The sequence below is a fragment of the Pseudomonas sp. 8_5_2 genome (genome assembly GCF_059295255.1).
Window position 1 is genome coordinate 4,740,375 of sequence record NZ_CM181238.1, and the last position, 22,134, is coordinate 4,762,508.

Annotated in this window: 19 protein-coding genes; 14 read left to right on the forward strand and 5 right to left on the reverse strand. The window is 61.4% G+C overall.

Annotated features, from left to right (window positions below; genetic code table 11):
- Nucleotides 1–9 precede the first annotated feature (9 nt).
- Nucleotides 10–1,056: a dihydroorotase gene (gene pyrC, locus AC5O5R_RS21720; RefSeq protein WP_172285584.1), complete on the forward strand. Its 1,047-nt coding sequence runs from the start codon at nt 10–12 to the stop codon at nt 1,054–1,056.
- Nucleotides 1,057–1,115: 59 nt separating this feature from the next.
- Complete coding sequence (rnt, locus tag AC5O5R_RS21725; protein ID WP_372242459.1) at nt 1,116–1,727, forward strand: ribonuclease T; 612 nt, start codon at nt 1,116–1,118, stop codon at nt 1,725–1,727.
- Nucleotides 1,728–1,824: 97 nt separating this feature from the next.
- Here rnt and AC5O5R_RS21730 read toward each other — a convergent pair whose 3' ends face one another.
- The gene (locus AC5O5R_RS21730; RefSeq protein ID WP_012273884.1) at nt 1,825–2,427 is read right to left on the reverse strand and encodes a peroxiredoxin; all 603 of its coding nucleotides are present in this window, start codon (nt 2,425–2,427) and stop codon (nt 1,825–1,827) included.
- 224 nt (nt 2,428–2,651) lie between these two features.
- On the opposite strand from AC5O5R_RS21730, the gene AC5O5R_RS21735 reads away from it, so the two are divergent.
- A complete protein-coding gene (locus tag AC5O5R_RS21735) occupies nt 2,652–2,870 on the forward strand; it encodes a bacterioferritin-associated ferredoxin (RefSeq protein WP_003254947.1) in 219 nt (72 codons plus the stop codon).
- Nucleotides 2,871–3,071: 201 nt separating this feature from the next.
- Nucleotides 3,072–3,545, forward strand: coding sequence for a bacterioferritin (gene bfr, locus AC5O5R_RS21740; RefSeq protein WP_172230423.1), 474 nt, complete (start codon nt 3,072–3,074; stop codon nt 3,543–3,545).
- A gap of 57 nt (nt 3,546–3,602) precedes the next feature.
- Here the strand turns inward: bfr and grxD are convergent, their stop codons facing one another.
- Both grxD and AC5O5R_RS21750 read right to left on the reverse strand, forming a co-directional pair.
- A complete protein-coding gene (grxD, locus tag AC5O5R_RS21745; protein ID WP_012313029.1) occupies nt 3,603–3,938 on the reverse strand; it encodes a Grx4 family monothiol glutaredoxin in 336 nt (111 codons plus the stop codon).
- A 91-nt stretch (nt 3,939–4,029) separates the two neighbouring features.
- On the reverse strand, nt 4,030–6,138 hold the full coding sequence (locus AC5O5R_RS21750) for a molybdopterin-dependent oxidoreductase (RefSeq protein ID WP_172230426.1): 2,109 nt from the start codon (nt 6,136–6,138) through the stop codon (nt 4,030–4,032).
- A gap of 374 nt (nt 6,139–6,512) precedes the next feature.
- Here AC5O5R_RS21750 and argF point away from each other — a divergent pair, with 374 nt between their 5' ends.
- Nucleotides 6,513–7,433, forward strand: a complete 921-nt coding sequence (gene argF / locus AC5O5R_RS21755) for an ornithine carbamoyltransferase (protein WP_172288646.1) — start codon at nt 6,513–6,515, stop codon at nt 7,431–7,433.
- Nucleotides 7,430–8,539, forward strand: a complete 1,110-nt coding sequence (locus AC5O5R_RS21760; protein ID WP_172288648.1) for an ABC transporter ATP-binding protein — start codon at nt 7,430–7,432, stop codon at nt 8,537–8,539. The genes argF and AC5O5R_RS21760 overlap by 4 nt, the downstream gene beginning before the upstream one ends.
- Before the next feature lie 36 nt (nt 8,540–8,575).
- Here AC5O5R_RS21760 and ybaK read toward each other — a convergent pair whose 3' ends face one another.
- Nucleotides 8,576–9,046, reverse strand: coding sequence for a Cys-tRNA(Pro) deacylase (gene ybaK / locus AC5O5R_RS21765; protein ID WP_105945838.1), 471 nt, complete (start codon nt 9,044–9,046; stop codon nt 8,576–8,578).
- A 313-nt stretch (nt 9,047–9,359) separates the two neighbouring features.
- Between ybaK and AC5O5R_RS21770 the strand changes: the two genes are divergently transcribed.
- From AC5O5R_RS21770 to glpD, 4 genes are all read left to right on the forward strand, one after another.
- A complete protein-coding gene (locus AC5O5R_RS21770) occupies nt 9,360–10,211 on the forward strand; it encodes an MIP/aquaporin family protein (protein WP_172225266.1) in 852 nt (283 codons plus the stop codon).
- 51 nt (nt 10,212–10,262) lie between these two features.
- On the forward strand, nt 10,263–11,762 hold the full coding sequence (gene glpK / locus AC5O5R_RS21775; protein ID WP_172225269.1) for a glycerol kinase GlpK: 1,500 nt from the start codon (nt 10,263–10,265) through the stop codon (nt 11,760–11,762).
- 101 nt (nt 11,763–11,863) lie between these two features.
- Nucleotides 11,864–12,619 (forward strand): DeoR/GlpR family transcriptional regulator, encoded by a 756-nt coding sequence (locus tag AC5O5R_RS21780; protein ID WP_172225272.1) that lies wholly within the window; start codon nt 11,864–11,866, stop codon nt 12,617–12,619.
- A gap of 215 nt (nt 12,620–12,834) precedes the next feature.
- Nucleotides 12,835–14,373, forward strand: coding sequence for a glycerol-3-phosphate dehydrogenase (glpD, locus tag AC5O5R_RS21785; protein ID WP_172225275.1), 1,539 nt, complete (start codon nt 12,835–12,837; stop codon nt 14,371–14,373).
- Nucleotides 14,374–14,421: 48 nt separating this feature from the next.
- Here the strand turns inward: glpD and AC5O5R_RS21790 are convergent, their stop codons facing one another.
- Nucleotides 14,422–18,561, reverse strand: a complete 4,140-nt coding sequence (locus tag AC5O5R_RS21790) for an NEL-type E3 ubiquitin ligase domain-containing protein (RefSeq protein ID WP_494514743.1) — start codon at nt 18,559–18,561, stop codon at nt 14,422–14,424.
- A gap of 335 nt (nt 18,562–18,896) precedes the next feature.
- Here AC5O5R_RS21790 and AC5O5R_RS21795 point away from each other — a divergent pair, with 335 nt between their 5' ends.
- From AC5O5R_RS21795 to AC5O5R_RS21810, 4 genes are all read left to right on the forward strand, one after another.
- Complete coding sequence (locus AC5O5R_RS21795; RefSeq protein WP_172225281.1) at nt 18,897–19,814, forward strand: glutamate/aspartate ABC transporter substrate-binding protein; 918 nt, start codon at nt 18,897–18,899, stop codon at nt 19,812–19,814.
- A 142-nt stretch (nt 19,815–19,956) separates the two neighbouring features.
- Nucleotides 19,957–20,703 (forward strand): amino acid ABC transporter permease, encoded by a 747-nt coding sequence (locus tag AC5O5R_RS21800; RefSeq protein WP_172225284.1) that lies wholly within the window; start codon nt 19,957–19,959, stop codon nt 20,701–20,703.
- Nucleotides 20,704–21,375 carry an amino acid ABC transporter permease gene (locus tag AC5O5R_RS21805; RefSeq protein ID WP_172225287.1) on the forward strand — a complete coding sequence of 224 codons (672 nt, stop codon included), beginning with the start codon at nt 20,704–20,706 and terminating at the stop codon, nt 21,373–21,375.
- Nucleotides 21,372–22,106: an amino acid ABC transporter ATP-binding protein gene (locus tag AC5O5R_RS21810; protein WP_172225290.1), complete on the forward strand. Its 735-nt coding sequence runs from the start codon at nt 21,372–21,374 to the stop codon at nt 22,104–22,106. Before AC5O5R_RS21805 ends, AC5O5R_RS21810 begins: the two co-directional genes overlap by 4 nt.
- The last annotated feature ends 28 nt before the right edge of the window (nt 22,107–22,134 follow it).

Below are 22,134 nucleotides of genomic sequence, written 5' to 3' on the forward strand. Positions count from 1 at the left end.
GAATCCCCAATGTCCGATCGCCTGACCCTCCTGCGCCCCGACGACTGGCACATCCATCTGCGCGATGGTGCCGTCCTGCCCCACACCGTTGGCGATGTGGCGCGTACCTTCGCCCGTGCCATCATCATGCCCAACCTGGTTCCGCCGGTGCGCAATGCCGACGAGGCCGGCGCCTACCGTGAGCGCATCCTGGCCGCGCGCCCTGCCGGCAGCCGCTTCGAGCCGCTGATGGTGCTGTACCTCACCGACCGCACCAGCCCCGAAGACATCCGCGCGGCCAAGGCCAGTGGCATTGTCTACGCCGCCAAGCTATACCCGGCCGGCGCCACCACCAACTCCGATTCGGGCGTTACCAGCATCGACAACATCTTCCCGGCCATCGAGGCGCTGGCGGAAGTTGGCATGCCACTGCTGGTGCATGGCGAAGTGACGCGCAGCGAGATCGACGTTTTCGACCGTGAAAAACGCTTCATCGACGAACACATGCGCCGCGTAGTCGAGCGATTCCCGACGCTGAAAGTGGTATTCGAGCACATCACCACCAGCGATGCCGCGCAGTTCGTCACCGAGGCCCCGGCCAACGTTGGCGCGACCATCACCGCGCAGCACCTGTTGTACAACCGCAACCACATGCTGGTTGGCGGCATTCGCCCGCACTTCTACTGCCTGCCGATCCTCAAGCGCAACACCCACCAGGTGGCGCTGCTGGACGCGGCCACCAGCGGCAACCCGAAGTTCTTCCTCGGCACCGACTCGGCACCCCATGCCCGTCACGCCAAGGAAGCCGCCTGCGGTTGCGCCGGTTGCTACACCGCCTATGCGGCCATCGAGATGTACGCCGAAGCATTCGAACAGCGTAACGCTCTGGACAAGCTGGAAGGCTTTGCCAGCCTGCACGGCCCGGCCTTCTATGGCCTGCCGGCGAACACCGACAGCATCACGCTGGTTCGTGAAGAATGGACCGCGCCGGACAGCCTGCCGTTTGGCGAGCAGACGGTGATCCCGTTGCGCGCTGGCGAAAAGCTGCGCTGGCGCCTGCTGGAGGAAAACGCGTGAGCGAAGACCTCTACGAAGACGACCAGGACACCCAGGGCAACAGCGGTTCGCGTCACCCGATGGCCGAGCGCTTCCGCGGCTACCTGCCGGTTGTGGTGGATGTGGAAACCGGCGGCTTCAACAGCGCCACCGATGCCCTGCTGGAGATTGCCGCAGTCACCATCGGCATGGACGACAAGGGTTTCCTGTTCCCCGAGCACACCTACTTCCACCGGGTTGAACCGTTCGAAGGGGCCAACATCGAACAGGCCGCACTGGAATTCACCGGGATCAAGCTGGACCACCCGCTGCGCATGGCCGTCAGCGAGGAAACCGCGTTGACCGACATCTTCCGCGGCATACGCAAGGCACTCAAGGCCAATGGCTGCAAGCGGGCGATCCTGGTCGGCCACAACAGCAGCTTCGACCTGGGCTTCCTCAATGCAGCAGTGGCGCGCCTTGACCTGAAGCGCAACCCGTTCCACCCGTTCTCCAGCTTCGACACCGCCACCCTGGCGGGTCTGGCCTACGGCCAGACCGTGCTGGCACGGGCCTGCCAGAGCGCCGACATCGACTTCGACGGGCGTGAAGCGCACTCGGCGCGGTACGACACCGAGAAGACGGCCGAGTTGTTCTGCGGCATCGTCAACCGCTGGAAAGAAATGGGCGGCTGGCGCGACTTCAACGACTGAGTTGCCAAACCATTCGCGGGCATGCCCGCGAAGAGGCCGGCACAGAAAGGCACAAAAAAACCGGCCACATGGGCCGGTTTTTTCATGCACGCAGCAATTACAGCTTGCCGGCGTTCTCGCTCAGGTAGGCAGCAACGCCTTCTGGCGAAGCGTTCATGCCTTTGTCGCCTTTTTTCCAGTTGGCAGGGCAGACTTCGCCGTGCTCTTCGTGGAATTGCAGGGCGTCGACCAGGCGCAGCAGTTCGTCCATGTTACGGCCCAGTGGCAGGTCGTTGATGATCTGCGAGCGGACAACACCGTTGGTGTCGATCAGGAACGCGCCACGGAAGGCAACGCCGCCTTCGGACTCGACGTCGTAGGCTTTGCAGATCTCGTGGGTCATGTCGGCAGCCAGGGTGTACTTCACCTGGCCGATGCCGCCGTTGTTGACCGGGGTGTTACGCCAGGCGTTGTGGGTGAAGTGCGAGTCGATCGACACGCCGATCACTTCCACGTTGCGGGCCTGGAAGTCAGGGATGCGGTTGTCCAGGGCGATCAGCTCGGACGGGCAGACGAAGGTGAAGTCCAGCGGGTAGAAGAACACCAGGCCGTACTTGCCCTTGATGGCCGAAGCCAGGTTGAAGCTGTCGACGATCTCGCCATTGCCCAGCACGGCTGGCACGGTGAAATCGGGGGCTTTCTTACCAACGAGTACGCTCATTGTAATCTCCTGATGAGGGTGAAAAACCGTTTGCCGGGCCAGACGGGCTTGCCCGACATCCAACAAAGGCCGACCATCATACACGGCTTCTGATGACAGGCCGAATCCATCAGGCAGTCAACCATCGGTCGCTCAAGCACGGCCCTTTCAGAAAGTCCTTTGACAAGCATTCTCATTAACATTAAGCTCCACCCCATCGACTCAACCAGCGATGGTCAGCCCTTATGTATGTGTGTCTTTGTGTCGGCGTTACCGACGGACAGATCCGCGATGCGATCTATGAAGGATGCTGCAGTTACAAGGAAGTGCGAGCCGCGACCAACGTCGCCAGCCAGTGTGGCAAATGCGCCTGCGTGGCCAAGCAAGTGGTCCGCGAGACCCTGACCGAGCTCCAGGTCAGCCAGGCAGCCCTGCCCTACCCGGTGGAATTCACTGCGGCCTGATTACCCCGAATTTGAAGAACCGGACCTCGTGTCCGGTTTTTTTATGCCTGTAATTCAATAAGTTAGCGTCCCAACGCGGTTCACAAACATTCTTATTCCTATTAATTTTCATTTATTATTCAACAACTTAGGTTTGACACTACTAACTATCGGGCTCAAACTTCCCTGTATTGGCACACTTCTACAGGGCAGGAACCCGTAATGAAAGGCGACGTAAGCGTCATCCAGCATCTCAACAAGATCCTCGGAAACGAGCTGGTCGCGATCAACCAGTACTTCCTGCACGCTCGCATGTACGAAGATTGGGGCCTGAACAAACTCGGCAAGCACGAGTACAAGGAATCCATCGACGAGATGAAGCACGCTGACAAACTGATCAAGCGTATTCTTTTCCTCGAAGGCATCCCCAACGTTCAGGACCTGGGCAAGCTGCTGATCGGCGAGCACACCAAGGAAATGCTCGAGTGCGACCTTAAACTCGAAAAGAAAGGCCTGGCCGACCTCAAGGCAGCCATCGCCCATTGCGAAACGGCTGGCGACTTCGGTTCGCGTGACATGCTCGAAGACATCCTCGAGTCCGAGGAAGAACACATCGACTGGCTGGAGACCCAGCTGGGTCTGATCGACAAGATCAGCATCGAGAACTACCTGCAATCGCAGATGGGCGAAGAGTAAAAGCTTCCCGCATAAAAAAACCCGCCAAGTGCGGGTTTTTTCATGTCTGCAGGCAGATCAGGCTTCGGAGGCCTTCGCCTTCGCAGCGGCGTCCTTGATCAGGGTCTGCAGCTCGCCGTTCTCGAACATCTCCAGCATGATGTCGCTGCCGCCAACCAGCTCACCGGCTACCCACAGCTGCGGGAAGGTCGGCCAGTTGGCATATTTTGGCAGGTTTGCGCGGATTTCCGGGTTCTGCAGGATGTCGACGTAGGCGAACTTTTCGCCACAACCCATCACAGCTTGCGATGCCTTTGCCGAGAACCCGCACTGCGGGGCATTCGGCGAGCCTTTCATGTAGAGCAGAATGGTGTTGTTGGCAATCTGCTCTTTGATCGTTTCGATGATATCCATGTAGCACCTCGGCTGAACTTTCCGACGTCGTCGTCGGCACGGTGACGCATTGTATCGGAAAGCCAGGCAGCATGCTCGGCCTTACCGTTCCTCACGCGGCCTCCACCTGCACGGGCACGCCATTGAGTGCAGCATTGCCGGAAACCTGATCGCGCAGGCGCTCATCGGTGAGGTCGTTGGCACTCACCCCCGGCTGGGCCCGGGCTACCTGCAACTGCACGCCCTTGCGTGCATGGCCGAAGCCATGGGGCAGGCTGACCACGCCGGGCATGATATCCGCGCAGGCCTGCACCTCCACTTCAAGGGTGCCGGTGCGCGAGCGGATGCGTACCCGCTGGCCATCCTGCAACTGGCGCTGCTGCAAGTCTTGCGGGTGCATCAACAACTGATGGCGTGGCTTGCCTTTGACCAGGCGCTGGAAATTGTGCATCCACGAGTTGTTGCTGCGCACGTGGCGACGTCCGATGAGCAGCAATTCGCCCGGTACCGGGGGCGGCTGTTGCGCCAGCCGCTGCAGGTCGTCCAGCAGTACCTGCGGCGCCGCTTCGACAGCCTTGCCGACCGTCGCCAGGCGCGCCGCGAGGTTGGCACGCAACGGTCCAAGGTCGAGGCCATGCGGGTGATTGTCCAGTGTCATGAGCGAAAGCTGCCATGGCGTGGCCTCGCCATAACGCCCCTTGCGCAGGGCCACGTCGATCATCTGTGCTGGCGCCAAGGTCGGTTTCAACTCCCGCTCGGCACGCTTGGCGAATGCCTGTGCAAGACCGACAAATATCTCCCAGTCGTGCAGCGCGCCTTGCGGCCTGGGCAGGATTGCCCGGTTGAAACGCGTCACGTTGCGCACGGCCAGCAGGTTGAAGGTAGTGTCGTAGTGGTCGTTCTCCAGTGCCGAAGTGGACGGCAGTATCAGGTCGGCGTGACGCGTGGTCTCGTTGATGTACAGATCGATGCTCAGCATGAAGTCGAGGCCTTCGAGCGCGGCATCCAGCTGGCGACCGTTGGGCGTGGACAGCACAGGGTTGCCGGCCACCGTTACCAAGGCACGCACCTGCCCGTCGCCGGGGGTCAGCATTTCCTCGGCCAAGGCCGCCACGGGCAGTTCGCCGGCATACTCCGGCAAGCACGAAACCCGGCTCTGCCAAGCGTTGAAGTGGCCACCGGAAGTGCTCGCCACCAGGTCGACGGCAGGCTCCGTGCACAACGCACCGCCTTCGCGGTCGAGGTTGCCGGTCACCAGGTTGATCAGTTGCACCAGCCAGTGGCAGAGGGTACCGAAGGCCTGGGTGGAGACACCCATGCGGCCGTAGCACACCGCCCGCTCAGCAGCGGCGAAGTCGCGTGCCAGTTGCCGAATCTGCGCTGGCGCGATGCCACAATGCGCGCTCATGGCCTCTGCAGTGAACGGCGCAAGCGCTTCGCGCACCTGCTGCAGCCCGTTGATGGGCAAATGCGAGCCCCGCGTCAGGCCTTCGGCAAAGAGGGTGTTGAGCACGCCGCCGAGCAGGGCAGCATCCCCGCCTGGGCGCATGAACAGGTGAGTGTCCGCCATCGCAGCCGTTTCGCTACGCCGCGGGTCGATCACCACCAGGCGCCCGCCACGTGCCCGCAGGGCCTTCAGGCGCTTTTCCACGTCTGGCACGGTCATGATGCTGCCATTGGAAGCCAGTGGGTTGGCGCCGAGGATCAGCATGAAGTCGGTGTGGTCGATATCGGGGACCGGCAGCAGCAGGCCATGGCCGTACATCAGGTGGCTGACGAGGTGCTGCGGTAACTGGTCCACCGAAGTGGCAGAGAAACGGTTGCGGGTTTTCAGCAGGCCGAGGAAATAGTTGCTGTGCGTCATCAAGCCGTAGTTGTGCACGCTCGGATTGCCCTGATAGACCGCCACGGCATTGCGCCCGTGGGCTTGCTGGACTGCCCACAGTCTGTCGGCCGCCAGGGTAAAGGCTTCATCCCAGCCAATGGCTTGCCAGCCCTTGCCCACGCGTTTGTGCGGCTGGCGCAGGCGGTCGGGGTCGTTCTGGATATCCTGCAGGGCCACGGCCTTGGGGCAGACATGGCCACGGCTGAACGGATCCAGGGGATCGCCCTTGATCGAGGTAATCAGCGCCCGCCCGTCGTCCTCGTGGCTGACTTCTATGTTTAACCCGCAAATCGCTTCGCACAGGTGACAGGCACGGTGATGCAGGGTCTTGGTCATGGCCGTCTCTGCCTTGTTGGTGTCGAGCAATGACTATGCGCCCGGCCCCTCCCCCCCGCCAGCGCGCTTCGCCGCGTGAATCCAGCGTCATCAGGCGCACGATTCGCGACAGCCATTTGCCAAATTGCCAGCAAGCCGTGTACAACCGTCTGTAGCAAATAAAAAACAGCACCGCCCTGCGGGTCGAGACACCCTTTGCAACATCCTTAGCGATCGGCAGCTGTTTCCCCTCTTGGTTTCAGGCGACATTTAATTATAGTATTGCGCCTTTCCCTATTTCGTCCGCCCCGTGCGGCTTACGCCGCAGGTCACTCCCGTTGTCAAAAAAAACCATACGGTCGACCTGCATACCGTTGCAGATAAGGTAGTCAATCATGAGCGCTAGGCACTTTCTCTCCCTGCTGGACTTCACCACCGACGAATTGCTCGGGGTGATCCGCCGCGGCATCGAGCTGAAGGACCTGCGCAAACGAGGCGTGCTGTTCGAGCCGCTGAAAAGCCGCGTGCTGGGCATGATCTTCGAGAAATCCTCGACCCGTACCCGGGTGTCGTTCGAAGCCGGCATGATCCAGCTCGGCGGCCAGGCGATTTTCCTGTCCCCGCGCGACACCCAGCTGGGCCGGGGCGAGCCGATCAGCGACAGCGCCATCGTGCTGTCGAGCATGCTTGACGTGGTAATGATCCGTACCCACGCCCACAGCACGCTCACCGAGTTCGCCGCCAACTCGCGCGTACCGGTGATCAATGCCCTGTCCGACGAGTCGCACCCATGCCAGCTGCTGGCCGACATGCAGACCTTCCTCGAACAGCGTGGCTCGATCCAGGGCAAGACCGTGGCCTGGATCGGCGATGGCTTCAACATGTGCAACTCGTATATCGAGGCCGCCCGGCAGTTTGGCTTCCAGCTGCGCATCGCCTGCCCGGAAGGTTACGACCCGGACCCGCGCTTCATGGCCATTGGCGGTGACAGCGTGCAAATCGTCCGCGACCCGAAGGAAGCCGTGCGCGATGCCCATCTGGTGACCACGGATGTCTGGACTTCCATGGGCCAGGAGGAGGAAACTGCACGGCGCCTGGCGCATTTCGCGCCTTACCAGGTCACCCGCGAACTGCTCGACCTGGCCGCACCCGACGCCCTGTTCATGCACTGCCTGCCCGCCCACCGTGGCGAGGAAATCAGCCATGACCTGCTCGACGACCCACGTTCGGTCGCCTGGGACCAGGCTGAAAACCGCCTGCATGCACAGAAGGCCCTTCTCGAATTCCTTGTCGAACCGGCTTACCACCACGCATGAGTCAACCCCTACTGCTCAACCTGCGCAACCTGGCCTGCGGCTATGGCGACCAGCGCATCGTCCAGAACCTCAACCTGCACCTGAACGCAGGCGACATTGGTTGCCTGCTGGGCTCATCCGGTTGCGGCAAGACCACCACCTTGCGCGCCATCGCCGGTTTCGAGCCGGTGCATGACGGCGAGATCCAGCTGGCCGGTGAGGTCATTTCCCGGGCGGGTTTCACCCTCTCGCCGGAAAAACGCCGTATCGGCATGGTGTTCCAGGACTACGCGCTGTTCCCGCACCTGACCGTTGCGCAGAACATTGCCTTTGGCATTGCCAAGCACCCACGCCAAGCCGCCGTCATCGACGAGATGCTCGAACTGGTCAAGCTGGGCGGGCTGGGCGGGCGGTACCCGCATGAGCTGTCCGGCGGCCAGCAGCAACGGGTCGCACTGGCCCGGGCGCTGGCGCCCGAGCCGCAGCTGCTACTGCTCGACGAGCCGTTCTCCAACCTTGACGTGGAGCTGCGCCGGCGCCTCAGCCATGAGGTTCGCGACATCCTCAAGAGCCGTGGCACCAGCGCCATCCTGGTCACCCATGACCAGGAAGAAGCCTTCGCCGTCAGCGATCAGGTCGGCGTGTTCAAGGAAGGCCGCCTCGAGCAGTGGGACACGCCCTACAACCTTTATCACGAGCCGCAGACGCCGTTTGTGGCCAGCTTCATCGGCCAGGGCTACTTCATCCGTGGCCAGATGAGCAGCCACGAAGCAGTCAATACCGAGCTGGGTGAATTGCGCGGCAACCGCGCCTACATCATGGCGCCGGGCAGCTCGGTAGATGTGCTGTTGCGCCCGGACGATATCGTGCATGCGCCAGATAGCCAGCTGCGGGCGAGCATCGTCGGCAAGAGCTTTCTCGGGGCATCGACCCTGTATCGCCTGCAGTTGCCCACCGGCAGCCAGCTGGAGGCGATTTTCCCCAGCCATGTCGACCATCAGGTCGGCGGCGATGTGGGTATTGCGGTGAAGGCCGATCACCTCGTGCTGTTCCCGGTGCCGGGCAGTGTCGCGGCGCAGCTCCCGCGGCAGGAGAACGGGGTTCGTCGGCACAGCTCGGCGACCTGACTCGACATATGGGGCCGCTTGGCGGCCCCAAAAATCTCAGCCCCGGCCGATCCCGGCAAACTTGCCCTGGGTGTGCTCGGCCAGCACCACCGCCGCCAACTCCACTTCCAGCCCACGCCGTCCAGCACTGACATGGATGGTTGCAAAATTCTGCGCCGAGTCATCGATGAAGGTGCGCAGGCGCTTCTTTTGCCCAAGCGGGCTGATGCCGCCGACGAGGTAACCCGTGGCTCGCTGCGCCGCCGCCGGGTCAGCCATCTCGCACTTCTTCACCCCGGCAGCATGGGCCAGGGCCTTGAGGTCCAGCGTGCCCACCACCGGTACCACCGCTACAAGCAACTCGCCTTTCTCGCTGCTCGCCAGCAACGTCTTGAAAACCTGCTGTGGGTCGAGGCCAAGCTTTTCCGCTGCCTCCAGGCCGTAGGAGGCCGACTTCGGGTCATGTTCATAACTGTGCACGCGGTGTTCGGCGCGATGCTTTTTCAGCAGATCTAGGGCGGGGGTCATGCACGGGCTCCGGGCTGGGACGGCTCGGCGGCTACTTTAGGACAATTCCCACTTCCCAGCCAGCGCACCGCAATCGCGCCGCTCTACAACGCGGCTGCAACGGGGCTACGCAGTAGAAATACGCAGCCAGATCGTGACTGATCGTTCACTTTCGACCTTTGACATAAGCGTTTCTTGTCTATATTTTTTCGTTTCCGAATAAACGGTGCACTTTTAGCGTGCATTTCCTACATCTGCCTGGGGTCAAGGGGATAGACACCGGGCTTTGCTGTCGAGCGCCACGCGCCTCACAACAAAAAAAACGAGGTCATACATGACGACTGCTCTACGCCAACCCACGTTGTCCAGCCAATGCCTTGCCGAATTTCTCGGCACTGCCCTGCTGATCTTTTTCGGCACCGGCTGCGTCGCTGCGCTGAAGGTCGCGGGCGCCAGCTTTGGCTTGTGGGAAATCAGTATCATCTGGGGCGTTGGCGTCAGCATGGCCATCTACCTCACGGCCGGTATTTCCGGCGCTCACCTGAACCCGGCCGTGAGCATCGCCCTGACCCTGTTTGCCGACTTCGACAAGCGCAAGCTGCCTTTCTACATGCTGGCCCAGGTCTGCGGCGCGTTCTGTGGGGCGGCACTTGTCTACACGCTGTACAGCAGCCTGTTCTTCGATTTCGAACAGGCGCACAGCATGCTGCGCGGCAGCGAAGCCAGCCTGGAGCTGGCCTCGGTGTTCTCCACTTACCCGCATCCCTCGCTGTCCACCGGCCAGGCGTTCCTGGTGGAAGTGGTGATCACCGCCATCCTGATGGCCGTGATCATGGCCCTGACCGATGACAACAACGGCCTGCCGCGCGGCGCCATGGCCCCGCTGCTGATCGGCCTGCTGATTGCAGTGATCGGCAGCGCCATGGGCCCGTTGACCGGCTTCGCCATGAACCCGGCCCGCGATTTCGGGCCAAAACTCATGACCTTCCTGGCCGGTTGGGGCGAAGTCGCCTTCACGGGTGGACGAGACATCCCTTACTTCCTGGTTCCGCTGTTCGCACCGATCCTTGGCGCCTGCCTGGGTGCCGCGACCTATCGTGGCCTGATTGCCCGCAACCTGCCAACGGCAACAGCCGCAAACCCTGAGACAAATGACAATCGCCAGGGCGATACTCAAGTCAATTGATGCCGGCATCACGCCCAGCCCTGACCCCCTATTCATGCAAGGCCTAAGACCATGACAGACACCCAGGACAAGAACTACATCATCGCCCTGGACCAGGGCACCACCAGTTCGCGAGCGATCATCTTCGATCGTGACGCCAATGTGGTGGGCACCTCCCAGCGCGAGTTCGCCCAGCACTATCCGCAGGCGGGCTGGGTCGAACACGACCCGATGGAAATCTTCGCCACCCAGAGCGCGACCATGGTTGAGGCCTTGGCCCAGGCAGGTATAAGCCACGCACAGGTTGCCGCACTGGGTATCACCAACCAGCGCGAAACCACCGTGGTGTGGGACAAGGAAACCGGTCGCCCGGTGTACAACGCGGTAGTCTGGCAGTGCCGCCGAAGCACTGAGATATGTGCCCAGCTCAAGCGTGACGGCCATGAAGACTATATTCGCGAAACCACCGGCCTGGTCACCGACCCGTACTTCTCCGGTACCAAGCTGAAGTGGATCCTCGACAATGTCGAAGGTGCCCGCGAACGCGCCGAGCGTGGCGAACTGCTGTTCGGCACCATCGATACCTGGCTCATCTGGAAGTTCTCCGGTGGCAAGGTGCACGTCACTGACTACACCAACGCCTCGCGCACGCTGATGTTCAACATCCATAGCCTGCAATGGGACGACAAGCTCCTGGAAATCCTCGGTATCCCGCGGCAGATGCTGCCCGAGGTGCGCCCTTCCTCGGAAGTGTACGGTCACACCAAGAGCGGGATTGCCATTGCCGGTATCGCCGGCGACCAGCAATCTGCCCTGTTCGGCCAGATGTGCGTAGAGCCAGGCCAGGCCAAGAACACCTACGGCACCGGTTGCTTCCTGCTGATGAACACCGGCGACAAGGCTGTGAAATCGTCCCATGGCCTGCTCACCACCATCGCCTGTGGCCCCCGTGGCGAAGTGGCCTATGCGCTGGAAGGTGCCGTGTTCAACGGCGGCTCAACCGTACAGTGGCTGCGTGACGAGCTGAAAATCGTCAATGACGCGCTGGATACCGAGTATTTCGCCAGCAAGGTCAAGGACAGCAACGGCGTGTATCTGGTCCCGGCCTTCACCGGCCTGGGTGCACCGTACTGGGACCCGTACGCCCGCGGGGCGCTGTTCGGCCTGACCCGCGGGGTGAAGGTGGATCACATCATCCGCGCCGCGCTGGAGTCGATCGCCTATCAGACTCGCGATGTGCTCGACGCAATGCAACAGGACTGCGGCCAGCGCCTGTCGGAACTGCGTGTGGACGGTGGCGCGGTCGCCAACAATTTCCTCATGCAGTTCCAGGCCGACATCCTCGGTACCTGCGTGGAGCGGCCGAAGATGCGCGAGACTACCGCCCTTGGTGCTGCCTACCTGGCCGGCCTGGCCTGCGGCTTCTGGAGCGGCCTGGACGAACTGCGCGACAAGGCAATCATCGAGCGCGAATTCAGCCCGCAACTGGATCAGGCGCAGAAAGAAAAGCTGTATGCCGGCTGGAAAAAGGCCGTCGAACGTACCCGTGACTGGGAAGATCACGAGGCGTAACACGACGTGGGGCCGTCACGCGGCCCCAATCGTCTACTGGCTGTCATCCGCTTCCTACGGCATCATTGCAGAATTTGTCCGGCTGCCCCAAAGGACCGCCCATGAATCTGCCTCCCCGCCAACAACAAATCCTCGAACTGGTGCGCGAGCGCGGTTACGTCAGTATCGAAGAAATGGCGCAGCTGTTTGTCGTTACGCCGCAAACCATCCGCCGTGATATCAATCAACTGGCCGAACTCAACCTGCTGCGCCGTTACCACGGGGGTGCAGCGTATGATTCGAGCATCGAAAACACTGCCTATGCCATGCGCGCTGACCAGATGCGCGACGAAAAGCAACGCATCGCCGAAGCCGTGGCCCGGCAGATTCCCGACCATGCCTCGCTGTTCATCAACATTGGTACCACCACCGAATCCATTGCCCGGGCGCTGCTCAACCACAATCACCTCAAGGTCATCACCAACAACCTGCACGTGGCAGCGATCCTGGCCGCCAAGGAAGATTTCGAAGTGTTGATCGCGGGTGGCACGGTGCGCCGAGATGGCGGCGTGGTCGGCCAGGCCAGCGTCGATTTCATCAGCCAGTTCAAGGTCGATTTCGCCCTGGTGGGCATCAGTGGCATCGATGAGGACGGCAGCTTGCTGGACTTCGATTACCAGGAAGTACGGGTATCCCAGGCCATCATCGCCAATGCCCGCCAGGTGGTCCTTGCGGCCGACTCGAGCAAATTCGGGCGCAATGCCATGGTGCGCCTGGGGTCGATCAGCCTGGTCGATTGCCTGGTCACCGACCAGCCGCCGACGGACGGTCTCGGTCAGTTGCTTACCCAGTACAAAGTCCGGGTTGAGGTGGTTTGAGGCGTGCTGTGGGGCGGCGCTCGATCGGTCAGGCGCCACACCTGCGAAACGGGACACCCCGAACGCGAAAATTTTCGTAAATGTTCACTTTCCTGTCATCTGATCAGTTTTTTCTATAAAGACTGACTGGCGACCGGCTTCCTGTTGCGCTAATATTTTCGGAAACGAACATAAATGTTCATATTCGCTATGAACAGCCTCAGGAGGCCTTGCCCGTGTCCCAGCCCGTTCCGTCCCAGCCCCCCATCGCCGACTGCTATGACCTCGCCGTGATCGGCGGCGGCATCAATGGCGTGGGCATCGCTGCCGACGCCGCCGGGCGCGGCCTGAAGGTATTCCTTTGCGAAAAGGATGATCTGGCCCAGCACACCTCTTCTGCGAGCAGCAAGCTGATCCACGGCGGCCTGCGCTATCTGGAGCACTACGAGTTCCGCCTGGTGCGTGAAGCACTGGCCGAGCGTGAAGTGCTGCTGGCCAAGGCGCCGCATATCGTCAGGCCGATGCGCTTCGTGCTGCCGCACCGCCCGCACTTGCGCCCTGCCTGGATGATCCGCGCCGGCCTGTTCCTCTACGATAACCTGGGCAAACGCAAGCGCCTGGGCGCTTCGCGTAGCCTGCGATTCGGCCCGGGCTACCCGCTCAAGCCTCCCATCACCCGCGGTTTCGAATATGCCGACTGTGCGGTGGATGACGCCCGCCTGGTGGTGCTCAATGCCATGGCGGCCCGCGAGCACGGTGCACATGTGCATACCCGTACCCGCTGTTTGCGCGCCGAGCGTATCGATGGGCTGTGGCAGGTGGACCTGCAGCACGCCGATGGCAGCCTGCAAAGCATTCGCGCCCGTGCCCTGGTCAACGCCGCCGGCCCGTGGGTCGCCAGCTTCATCAAGGACGACCTGAAGCTTGAGGCGCCTTACGGTATCCGCCTGATCCAGGGCAGCCACATCATCGTGCCGCGGCTGTATGAAGGCGAACACGCCTACATCCTGCAGAACGAAGACCAGCGTATTGTCTTCTGCATTCCTTACCTGGAACGCTTTACCCTGATTGGCACCACCGACCGGGAATACAGCGGTGACCCCGCACAGGTGAAGATCACGGAGCAAGAAACCGACTACTTGCTGAAAGTGGTGAATGAGCACTTTAACCATCAGCTCGGCCGCAGCGATATCCAGCACACGTATTCTGGGGTTCGGCCGCTGTGCAACGACGAATCGGACAACCCGTCAGCCGTCACCCGTGACTACACCCTGGCCTTGTCTGCAGGTGAAGGCCAGGCGCCTCTTTTGTCGGTATTCGGTGGCAAGCTCACCACCTACCGCAAGCTCGCCGAATCGGCGATGGCCGAGTTGAAGCCGTATTTTGCCCAAATGAGCGCAAGCTGGACTGCTACGTCCGCGCTCCCGGGCGGCGAGGAAATGACTACGCCCCAGGCGCTGGTCGACGCAATTCTGGCTCGCTGTGGCTGGTTGCCAGCCGACATCGCCAAACGCTGGGCGGTCACCTATGGCAGCCGCGTCTGGCAGTTGCTCGAAGGCGTGCACGGGCCGCAGGACCTCGGGGCATCCATCGGCGGTGGTCTGTTCTGCCGCGAGGTGGATTACCTGCGCAGCAGCGAATGGGCCAGCACTGCCGAGGACATTCTCTGGCGTCGTACCAAGCTGGGTCTTTTCACTACCGCACAGGAGCAGCAGGCCTTGAAAGACTACCTGCAGCGGCTCGAAGAGAACCAGGCGCGCACTCACGCCGCCTGATTCACAATGGGTTACGCCGCAGCACTGGAAACCAGATGCTGCGGTTGGTCACGACCGGCTCATCCGCTCCCAGGCCTCCCTGGCCAATGTGCGGATGAGCACCTCCTCTTCCGCTTGCAGAGCGTGCATCAAAATATCGGCGCCTTCGAGATAGACCTGATCGCCTTCGGTATGCGCTCTCCCCTCCAGCTCGACCAGCTGTGCATGGTAAGGCTCGGCAAGCGCTTCGAAACGCTCGGTATAATGCCTGCGCACATAACGCTGCCAGAACGGGCGTTGAACCAGCGAATCGAGAACTTGCTCAGGGGTTTCGTGTTGCAATACATCGACCTGGGCTTTGACCAGGTCGGCCTCACCTACCTGTGCCACGGATGCGTAATGCATTTCGTCCGCATGCACGGGCAACTCCAGCACTCGAGCAAGCTGGTTGCGGAAGTACAAGCGCACTTCAACCTCGTCAACGTTACGCGCTCCTTGGTTGCGTAGCCGCTCGACATGTCGAGCGGCGATGGTATCGACGCGGTCAAGACGATGCAGCTGTCGCCCCAACTCAACCAGGCGCTGCTCCACCATGGCCGCTGGCAGCCCGGAAATTCCGCGCTGCACCAGCACACCTACCTCCAGCTGGTTGAGCAGGTACAACAGGCGATCCTCGCAGGTGAGCACGCTGCCAACTTCGCGGAAAATCGCTTCGCGTAGCTCCTCGCTCTGTTCACAGGCTTCAAGGATGCTCCATATACGCCTGCGATAAAGAGCTGAACTCTCGGCAAAGTCCTCAGAATGAGTGAGTTCGGCGAGAAATCTGAACAAGTCTTCGGAGCCTGGCTCGCTGGAAAGACGGTTCCATATCCCCTCGCGTCGCAGGCGTCGCTGTACCTGGCGGCTTTCTACCAGCGCTTCACGCACCTCACCATCGGCCTGGGCATGCTGGCGGGCAGGACGGCCGCGCGCCCCGCCCTGACTCTGCCCCCCCGCCCGCACTTGCTCGAGGTAATTGCGGCTGGTGTCGTTCAACGGGTTGTCATGCAGCTCTAATTGCTGCAGCCGGCGCGTAAGCCCATGCACCTCGTCTTGCAGCTCGGTAATGCGGTTATCACGCAAGTCCACCAGCGCCCGCCACGAAGCCCGCTCCAGTAACTGACGGATATCGACCTGTCCAGTAGAGCGCAGGTACAGGTGACGCACGTGGCGCAAGCCGGAGAGGTCCGGCGCCTGCAATTCGGGGTTGAAACTCAGTTCGATGGACTCGAGCAGTGACAACTGAGCCAGCTGTCGATTGCCAATAGCGTCGATGGTTATGCGGTTGTTGGAAAGGTCGATCCTGCGCAACTGCACCAGCCGCTCAATGCCTGCTGGAATGGCCGTAAGCCTGTTATTGCTGAGATCAAGCTCGACAATGTTGGGAAAGCGACGAAGGAAGTCCTCATCAATTGTCTGCAGCCCCATGTCCCGCAGTACCAGCCGCCTGACATGGGCGAAGTCGACGCCTTCGGGCAACGTGGGCAAGCCGGCGATGTGCTCGCCGCTGATGAGCAGTTCGTAATGATCATTCACATCAACCAGCTTGCGCCGCCAGCTACGTCGCAGTGTGTCGGCAACACGCCTGCGACGTAGCGCTTCCACCGGAGTACTCCATGCGGCTTGCCACTCGGTCAACGCGTTTCGCAAGCTCTCGAGCTGGCGTTGCAACGCCAGGTAATGATCCCAGATATTTACTCCCCGGGCCCGCACTGCAGCCAGGTAGGCATCCAGTTGCAGTTCGCTGAGTGTCGGGAAGATCTGATGAATGCCACGCCTGATCGCCTGGTAGCTGCTTTCCCCGCCTCTTCCGCTCAGTGAATAGCCCAAGCGGCCGTCGGCAAAACGTCGCGGCGGCCGCAGGCGCGTCTCGGCAGCAGGCAACCCCATGGTCTGCGCAGCCAGATCCCGGTCCCCCTTGGCTTGTTCCAGAAGCCACGCGCGCAATTGCTTCACGGTGAGGCCGGGATCGCCTAAAACGGCTTTCTGACTGCCATCCAGGCATTCAAGCACCACCTTGAGCAGCGGCTCCTCCAGCGTGGCGGCAGCCTCTGCGAAGCGGTACCGCCATTCGTTCCTGACCACGATCCGGGTCAGCTCACTGCCGCCATCACCGGTGGCGAACAACACCGGCCCTTGCGAACTGCCCTCTCGCAACTCGATGCGCACGTTATCCGGCCAGGGCGCCTTGCGGGCAAGAAGCCCGAATACCAGGCTTTCACTGTCGACGTTGATCGCCTGCGGCAATCTGATCCCCAGGCAGGCACGGTCCAGGCGGCTCTCGCGCACAGACCAGCGCGCACGCTCGGCCAGGCTCAAAGGGATTGGCTTGCCCGGGCCGAGGCGTTCGAGCAAAGCACTGCTCGAATGATCGATGACTTCCTGGGCGGCTCGCGGGCTCAGCCCTTTGAAAGCAGCCATCAGCAAGGCCTGCTGCTCAGTGGCTGGTTCACGCAGGCCGTCCAGTGCCTGCTCGAACGCTGCGCCCGTCAGGGTGGGGTCGCTTTTATGCAGTTGCCAGCGCTCGTGGGCATCGAGCAAGCGAGCAGGCGCTGGCGCATTTTCCACTCGCAACCGGCGAACTCGCTCCAGGTCAAGGCCAGTAACGCGTAACAGGTCCAGGGCATCGTCCGAGATCAGGCGGGAAAGTGCCGCAGGCTGCAGGTCTTGCAGCAATACGGCCGAGTTGCTCTCCATGTGCGGCAGATCCCGCTCGAACCCCAGTTTCACCACGCCGTCCCGGAACCTTGGAACAAGCTCATCGACAAACGGGGTACGCGTTATGGTGTGAATCGCGCCTGCAGTAGCACCGGCAACCACCAGCGCTTGCGCCACGTCGAACAGGTGACCCAGAGCTGCCTGGCGGTCGCCCAGGCGCCAGTCCTGATAGCCCTCATAGATGCCATCGAGCAATTGCGCCGCACTGACCACCAGCATCAGCTCACCCAGCACAGGCACGAAAAGGCCTGCCCAGCCCAACAGGTCCAGCCAGGCCGATACCATGCTGCGCAGCCGCTCATGGCGGGCGGCCAGGTCCTCATCGCCGGTCGGTGCAGCCAGGTAGCGGGCGTCGGCAAAAATCTTGTCTATCTGCTGAGTGCCTGCGTAGGCAAACAACGGCTTGTCGATGCTCAGGTTGCGCCCGTCCAGCTCGATGGCCGCTTTGCTTGCATCCTTCGCCAGCAGCGCTCCCACCGCCTTGTTGAATGCGGGCCGATCCTGCGCCCGGATGAACCGGCCGAAGAATTCCCGGTACGCAGACGCACGCAGTGCCAACCCGATCGCCTCGTACAACGCCTGCCAGGAAGCATGTCGGAACAATGCCTGGCCAGGGCTGCCAGGGATCCAGGCGATCACGCTTTCCAGGCTGTCATCCACCTTGCGCCGGATCTCCACCGTGATCACGCCGACGATGCGTTTGCCCAGCAGGTAAAGCTGGCGGGGCGTGACCGACGACGAGGGCGCGGCGATAGCAGGCTGCGATGTGAAGAAGGCTGACATGCAGTCATGTTCGAAACTGCTCAATTGCCCCTTGAAGACGCCTTCACGTACCGCGACATCCAGCCGCGACCGCAGCGCATTCTCGAACAGCTCCTCTACCTCTCGGCGCGCCTGTGCCGTGGTCTGGCCACGACCTGAGCGGGTCGGTCGCAGCACCGACATCAGTTTCGCCTGGTAGCGCGCCCCGATATCCAGCGTGCGACACAGACCGGCGAAGCGCTCGAAACTCAGCGGCAGGCGCTCTCCCCGCTCGCCGGTCAGGTGGGCGTGGCGATGGATGGAGGGCTGCAGCTCATCGCTGGCGAAGTTATGCATTGCGGCCGCAAGCAGACTTTGCCGAGAGCTGAAGGTCACCATGGGCTGGTAGAGCTTTTCGGCAGCAGACGGATACTGGATATCCTGCGTGATCACGACCTTCATCACACGCACGTCGCCCACCAGCCCCTGCTCACGTAACGCCGCCTCCAGTAATGGCGCTGCGAACGCATCAAGCGCGGGAATATCTGCAAAGAAACGCTGCATGCGCTCCGCGCAGGCTTGCTGTGCGTGCATTGCCTGGCGCAGTGCAAGGACTTGCTCCTCCCAGCCGTTGGTCATCCACGCGGGTAATTGCCGGGCTATCAGGTGATCTACCGAACCGGTGGGTATTACGTTGCTTGGCGGCGCCATGGCTGGCCTCCATGAGTTGGGCCTGCCAGAACATCACGTACCGGGATCAGTTCAGCGGTAGATAGATCCTACCCACTGCAAGGCGCGAGCACTCATTCGGATTGCCGAACGATGATCGAGCCATCATTCGGAAAGCCGTACCAAGCGCCGCAACATCTAATGGTCAAAAAAGATTAATTCCCAGTGTTTACACAGCGTTATGATCTGAACCAGAGCTTGGCACGACTCATGCTCTACACTTGGTAGCCGAATGCACCCGCTTCATGCGGTATTCGTTGAACGAAAGAGTCCGCCAACGGCTCCATAAAAAAAACAAACACGTCGAGGGAAATTTGATGCGTATCGTTCGTCAATTGCTGGGCGCCGCCATCGCGGCTGCAGTCATCGCTTCGCCGGCCATGGCCGAGGAGCTCACCGGCACCCTGAAGAAGATCAAGGACTCAGGCACCATCACCCTGGGGCACCGCGACTCCTCCATTCCGTTTTCCTACCTGGCCGGCAAGCCCGAGCCCGTGGGCTACTCGCATGACATCCAGCTGGCTGTCGTCGACGCCCTGAAGAAGCAACTGGGTACGGACATCAAGGTCAAGTACAACCTGGTCACCTCCCAGACCCGCATCCCGCTGGTGCAGAACGGCACCGTCGACCTGGAATGCGGCTCCACCACCAACAACGTCGAGCGCCAGCAGCAAGTCGGCTTCACCGTGGGCATCTTTGAAGTCGGTACCCGCCTGCTGACCAAGGTCAAGGACGGTCAGCCAGCCTACAAGGACTTCCCGGACCTGGCTGGCAAAAACGTCGTGACCACCGCAGGCACCACTTCCGAGCGCCTGCTCAAGGCCATGAACGCTGACAAGCAGATGAAGATGAACGTGATTTCCGCCAAGGACCACGGTGAAGCCTTCAACATGCTCGAAAGCGGCCGCGCCGTGGCCTTCATGATGGACGACGCACTGCTCGCCGGCGAAATGGCCAAGGCGCGCAAGCCTGCTGACTGGGTTATCACCGGTACCCCACAATCGTACGAAATCTACGGCTGCATGGTGCGCAAGGATGACGCGGCATTCAAGAAAGCGGTGGATGACGCCATCGTCGGCTATTTCAAGTCGGGCGAAGTCAACAAAAGCTACGACAAGTGGTTCAACCAGCCGATCCCGCCAAAGGGCTTGAACCTGAGCTTCCCGATGAGCGACGAGCTGAAAAAGCTGATCGCCGAGCCGACCGACAAGGCAGCGGACGAGAAGAAATCCTGACCCCCAGCCAGTGGCCTGATGCGCTGCAAAGCGCGAATTAAACCTGCAGGCCACCCGTTAGTGTCTAACCTTTCATCCGAGGGCGTTGCGCCCTCGGATGTTGGAAGGTGCCCGTGAAACAACCGTCTGAGGGGAAATCCCGATGAATTACAACTGGGACTGGGGCGTGTTCTTCAAGTCCACCGGCGTGGGCAGCGAAACCTATCTGGACTGGTACATCACCGGTCTGGGCTGGACCATCGCCATCGCCATTTCCGCCTGGATCATCGCCTTGCTACTGGGGTCGGTGCTGGGCGTCATGCGTACGGTGCCAAACCGGCTGGTGTCGGGTATTGCCACCGCTTACGTGGAACTGTTCCGCAACGTGCCACTGCTGGTACAGCTGTTCATCTGGTACTTCCTGGTGCCGGACCTGCTGCCCGAAGGCCTGCAGGAATGGTTCAAGCAAGACCTGAACCCGACCACTTCGGCGCTGATCAGCGTGGTTGTCTGCCTCGGCCTGTTCACCGCCGCCCGTGTTTGCGAGCAGGTGCGGACCGGCATCCAGGCGCTGCCCCGTGGCCAGGAAGCCGCCGCCAGGGCCATGGGCTTCAGCCTGTCGCAGATCTACACCAATGTGCTGCTGCCGCAGGCCTACCGGATCATCATTCCGCCGCTTACGTCAGAATTCCTCAACGTGTTCAAGAACTCCTCGGTGGCGTCGCTGATCGGCCTGATGGAGCTTCTGGCGCAGACCAAGCAAACGGCCGAGTTCTCCGCCAACCTGTTCGAGGCCTTCACCTTGGCCACGCTGATCTACTTCACCCTGAACATGGGCCTGATGCTGCTGATGCGTATGGTCGAGAAGAAAGTCGCCGTGCCCGGCCTGATTTCCGTGGGGGGCAAATAAATGGAAATGGATTTCAGCGAAATCATCCCGGCCCTGCCTGCCCTCTGGGACGGCATGATCATGACCTTGCAGCTGATGGCCATGGGCGTGGTCGGCGGTATCGTGCTCGGTACCATCCTGGCCCTGATGCGCCTGTCGTCCAGCAAGCTGATGTCGCGGGTAGCCGGCGCCTACGTCAACTACTTCCGCTCCATCCCGTTGCTGCTGGTGATCACCTGGTTCTACCTGGCGGTACCCTTCGTGCTGCGCTGGATCACTGGCGAAGACACCCCGGTCGGGGCCTTCACCTCGTGCGTGGTCGCGTTCATGATGTTCGAGGCCGCGTACTTCTGCGAAATCGTCCGTGCCGGCGTGCAGTCGATCTCCAAGGGCCAGATGGGCGCCGCCCAGGCCCTGGGCATGACCTACAGCCAGACCATGCGCCTGATCATCCTGCCGCAGGCATTCCGCAAGATGACCCCGCTGCTGCTGCAGCAGAGCATCATCCTGTTCCAGGACACCTCGCTGGTGTACACCGTGGGCCTGGTGGACTTCCTCAACTCGGCACGCTCCAACGGCGACATCATCGGGCGCTCCCATGAGTTCCTGATCTTCGCCGGTGTCGTGTACTTCATCATCAGCTTCTCCGCTTCGTGGCTGGTCAAGCGCCTGCAAAAAAGGATCACCGTATGATTTCCATCAAGAACGTCAACAAGTGGTACGGCGACTTCCAGGTGCTGACCGACTGCACCACCGAGGTGAAAAAGGGTGAAGTGGTGGTGGTCTGCGGCCCTTCGGGCTCGGGCAAATCCACCCTGATCAAGTGCGTCAACGCGCTGGAGCCGTTCCAGAAAGGCGATATCGTGGTCGACGGTACCTCGATCGCCGACCCAAAGACCAACCTGCCCAAGCTGCGCTCGCGGGTGGGCATGGTGTTTCAGCACTTCGAGCTGTTCCCGCACCTGACCATCACCGAAAACCTGACCATTGCCCAACGCAAGGTCCTGGGCCGCAGCGAAGCGGAAGCGACCAAGAAGGGCCTGGCCCTGCTCGAGCGCGTCGGCCTCAGCGCCCACGCCAAGAAGCATCCGGGCCAGTTGTCCGGCGGGCAGCAGCAGCGCGTGGCCATCGCCCGCGCGCTGTCGATGGACCCGATCGTCATGCTGTTCGACGAACCAACCTCGGCGCTGGACCCGGAAATGGTCAACGAAGTGCTGGACGTGATGGTCGAGCTGGCCCACGAGGGCATGACCATGATGTGCGTGACCCACGAAATGGGCTTTGCCCGCAAGGTGGCCAACCGCGTGATCTTCATGGACAAGGGCAACATCATCGAGGACTGCCAGAAGGAAGCCTTCTTCGGTGACCCGACGGCCCGCCACGAACGCACCCAGCACTTCCTCAGCAAGATCCTGCAACACTGATTTTGCTTCACTGAAACGGTCGGCGCCG

Coding starts and splice junctions, on each gene's coding strand:
- pyrC (WP_172285584.1), top strand. CDS start 10: ATGTCCGATCGCCTGACCCTCCTGCGCCCCGACGACTGGCACATCCAT.
- rnt (WP_372242459.1), top strand. CDS start 1,116: ATGGCCGAGCGCTTCCGCGGCTACCTGCCGGTTGTGGTGGATGTGGAA.
- AC5O5R_RS21730 (WP_012273884.1), bottom strand. CDS start 2,427: ATGAGCGTACTCGTTGGTAAGAAAGCCCCCGATTTCACCGTGCCAGCC.
- AC5O5R_RS21735 (WP_003254947.1), top strand. CDS start 2,652: ATGTATGTGTGTCTTTGTGTCGGCGTTACCGACGGACAGATCCGCGAT.
- bfr (WP_172230423.1), top strand. CDS start 3,072: ATGAAAGGCGACGTAAGCGTCATCCAGCATCTCAACAAGATCCTCGGA.
- grxD (WP_012313029.1), bottom strand. CDS start 3,938: ATGGATATCATCGAAACGATCAAAGAGCAGATTGCCAACAACACCATT.
- AC5O5R_RS21750 (WP_172230426.1), bottom strand. CDS start 6,138: ATGACCAAGACCCTGCATCACCGTGCCTGTCACCTGTGCGAAGCGATT.
- argF (WP_172288646.1), top strand. CDS start 6,513: ATGAGCGCTAGGCACTTTCTCTCCCTGCTGGACTTCACCACCGACGAA.
- AC5O5R_RS21760 (WP_172288648.1), top strand. CDS start 7,430: ATGAGTCAACCCCTACTGCTCAACCTGCGCAACCTGGCCTGCGGCTAT.
- ybaK (WP_105945838.1), bottom strand. CDS start 9,046: ATGACCCCCGCCCTAGATCTGCTGAAAAAGCATCGCGCCGAACACCGC.
- AC5O5R_RS21770 (WP_172225266.1), top strand. CDS start 9,360: ATGACGACTGCTCTACGCCAACCCACGTTGTCCAGCCAATGCCTTGCC.
- glpK (WP_172225269.1), top strand. CDS start 10,263: ATGACAGACACCCAGGACAAGAACTACATCATCGCCCTGGACCAGGGC.
- AC5O5R_RS21780 (WP_172225272.1), top strand. CDS start 11,864: ATGAATCTGCCTCCCCGCCAACAACAAATCCTCGAACTGGTGCGCGAG.
- AC5O5R_RS21790 (WP_494514743.1), bottom strand. CDS start 18,561: ATGGCGCCGCCAAGCAACGTAATACCCACCGGTTCGGTAGATCACCTG.
- AC5O5R_RS21795 (WP_172225281.1), top strand. CDS start 18,897: ATGCGTATCGTTCGTCAATTGCTGGGCGCCGCCATCGCGGCTGCAGTC.
- AC5O5R_RS21800 (WP_172225284.1), top strand. CDS start 19,957: ATGAATTACAACTGGGACTGGGGCGTGTTCTTCAAGTCCACCGGCGTG.
- AC5O5R_RS21805 (WP_172225287.1), top strand. CDS start 20,704: ATGGAAATGGATTTCAGCGAAATCATCCCGGCCCTGCCTGCCCTCTGG.
- AC5O5R_RS21810 (WP_172225290.1), top strand. CDS start 21,372: ATGATTTCCATCAAGAACGTCAACAAGTGGTACGGCGACTTCCAGGTG.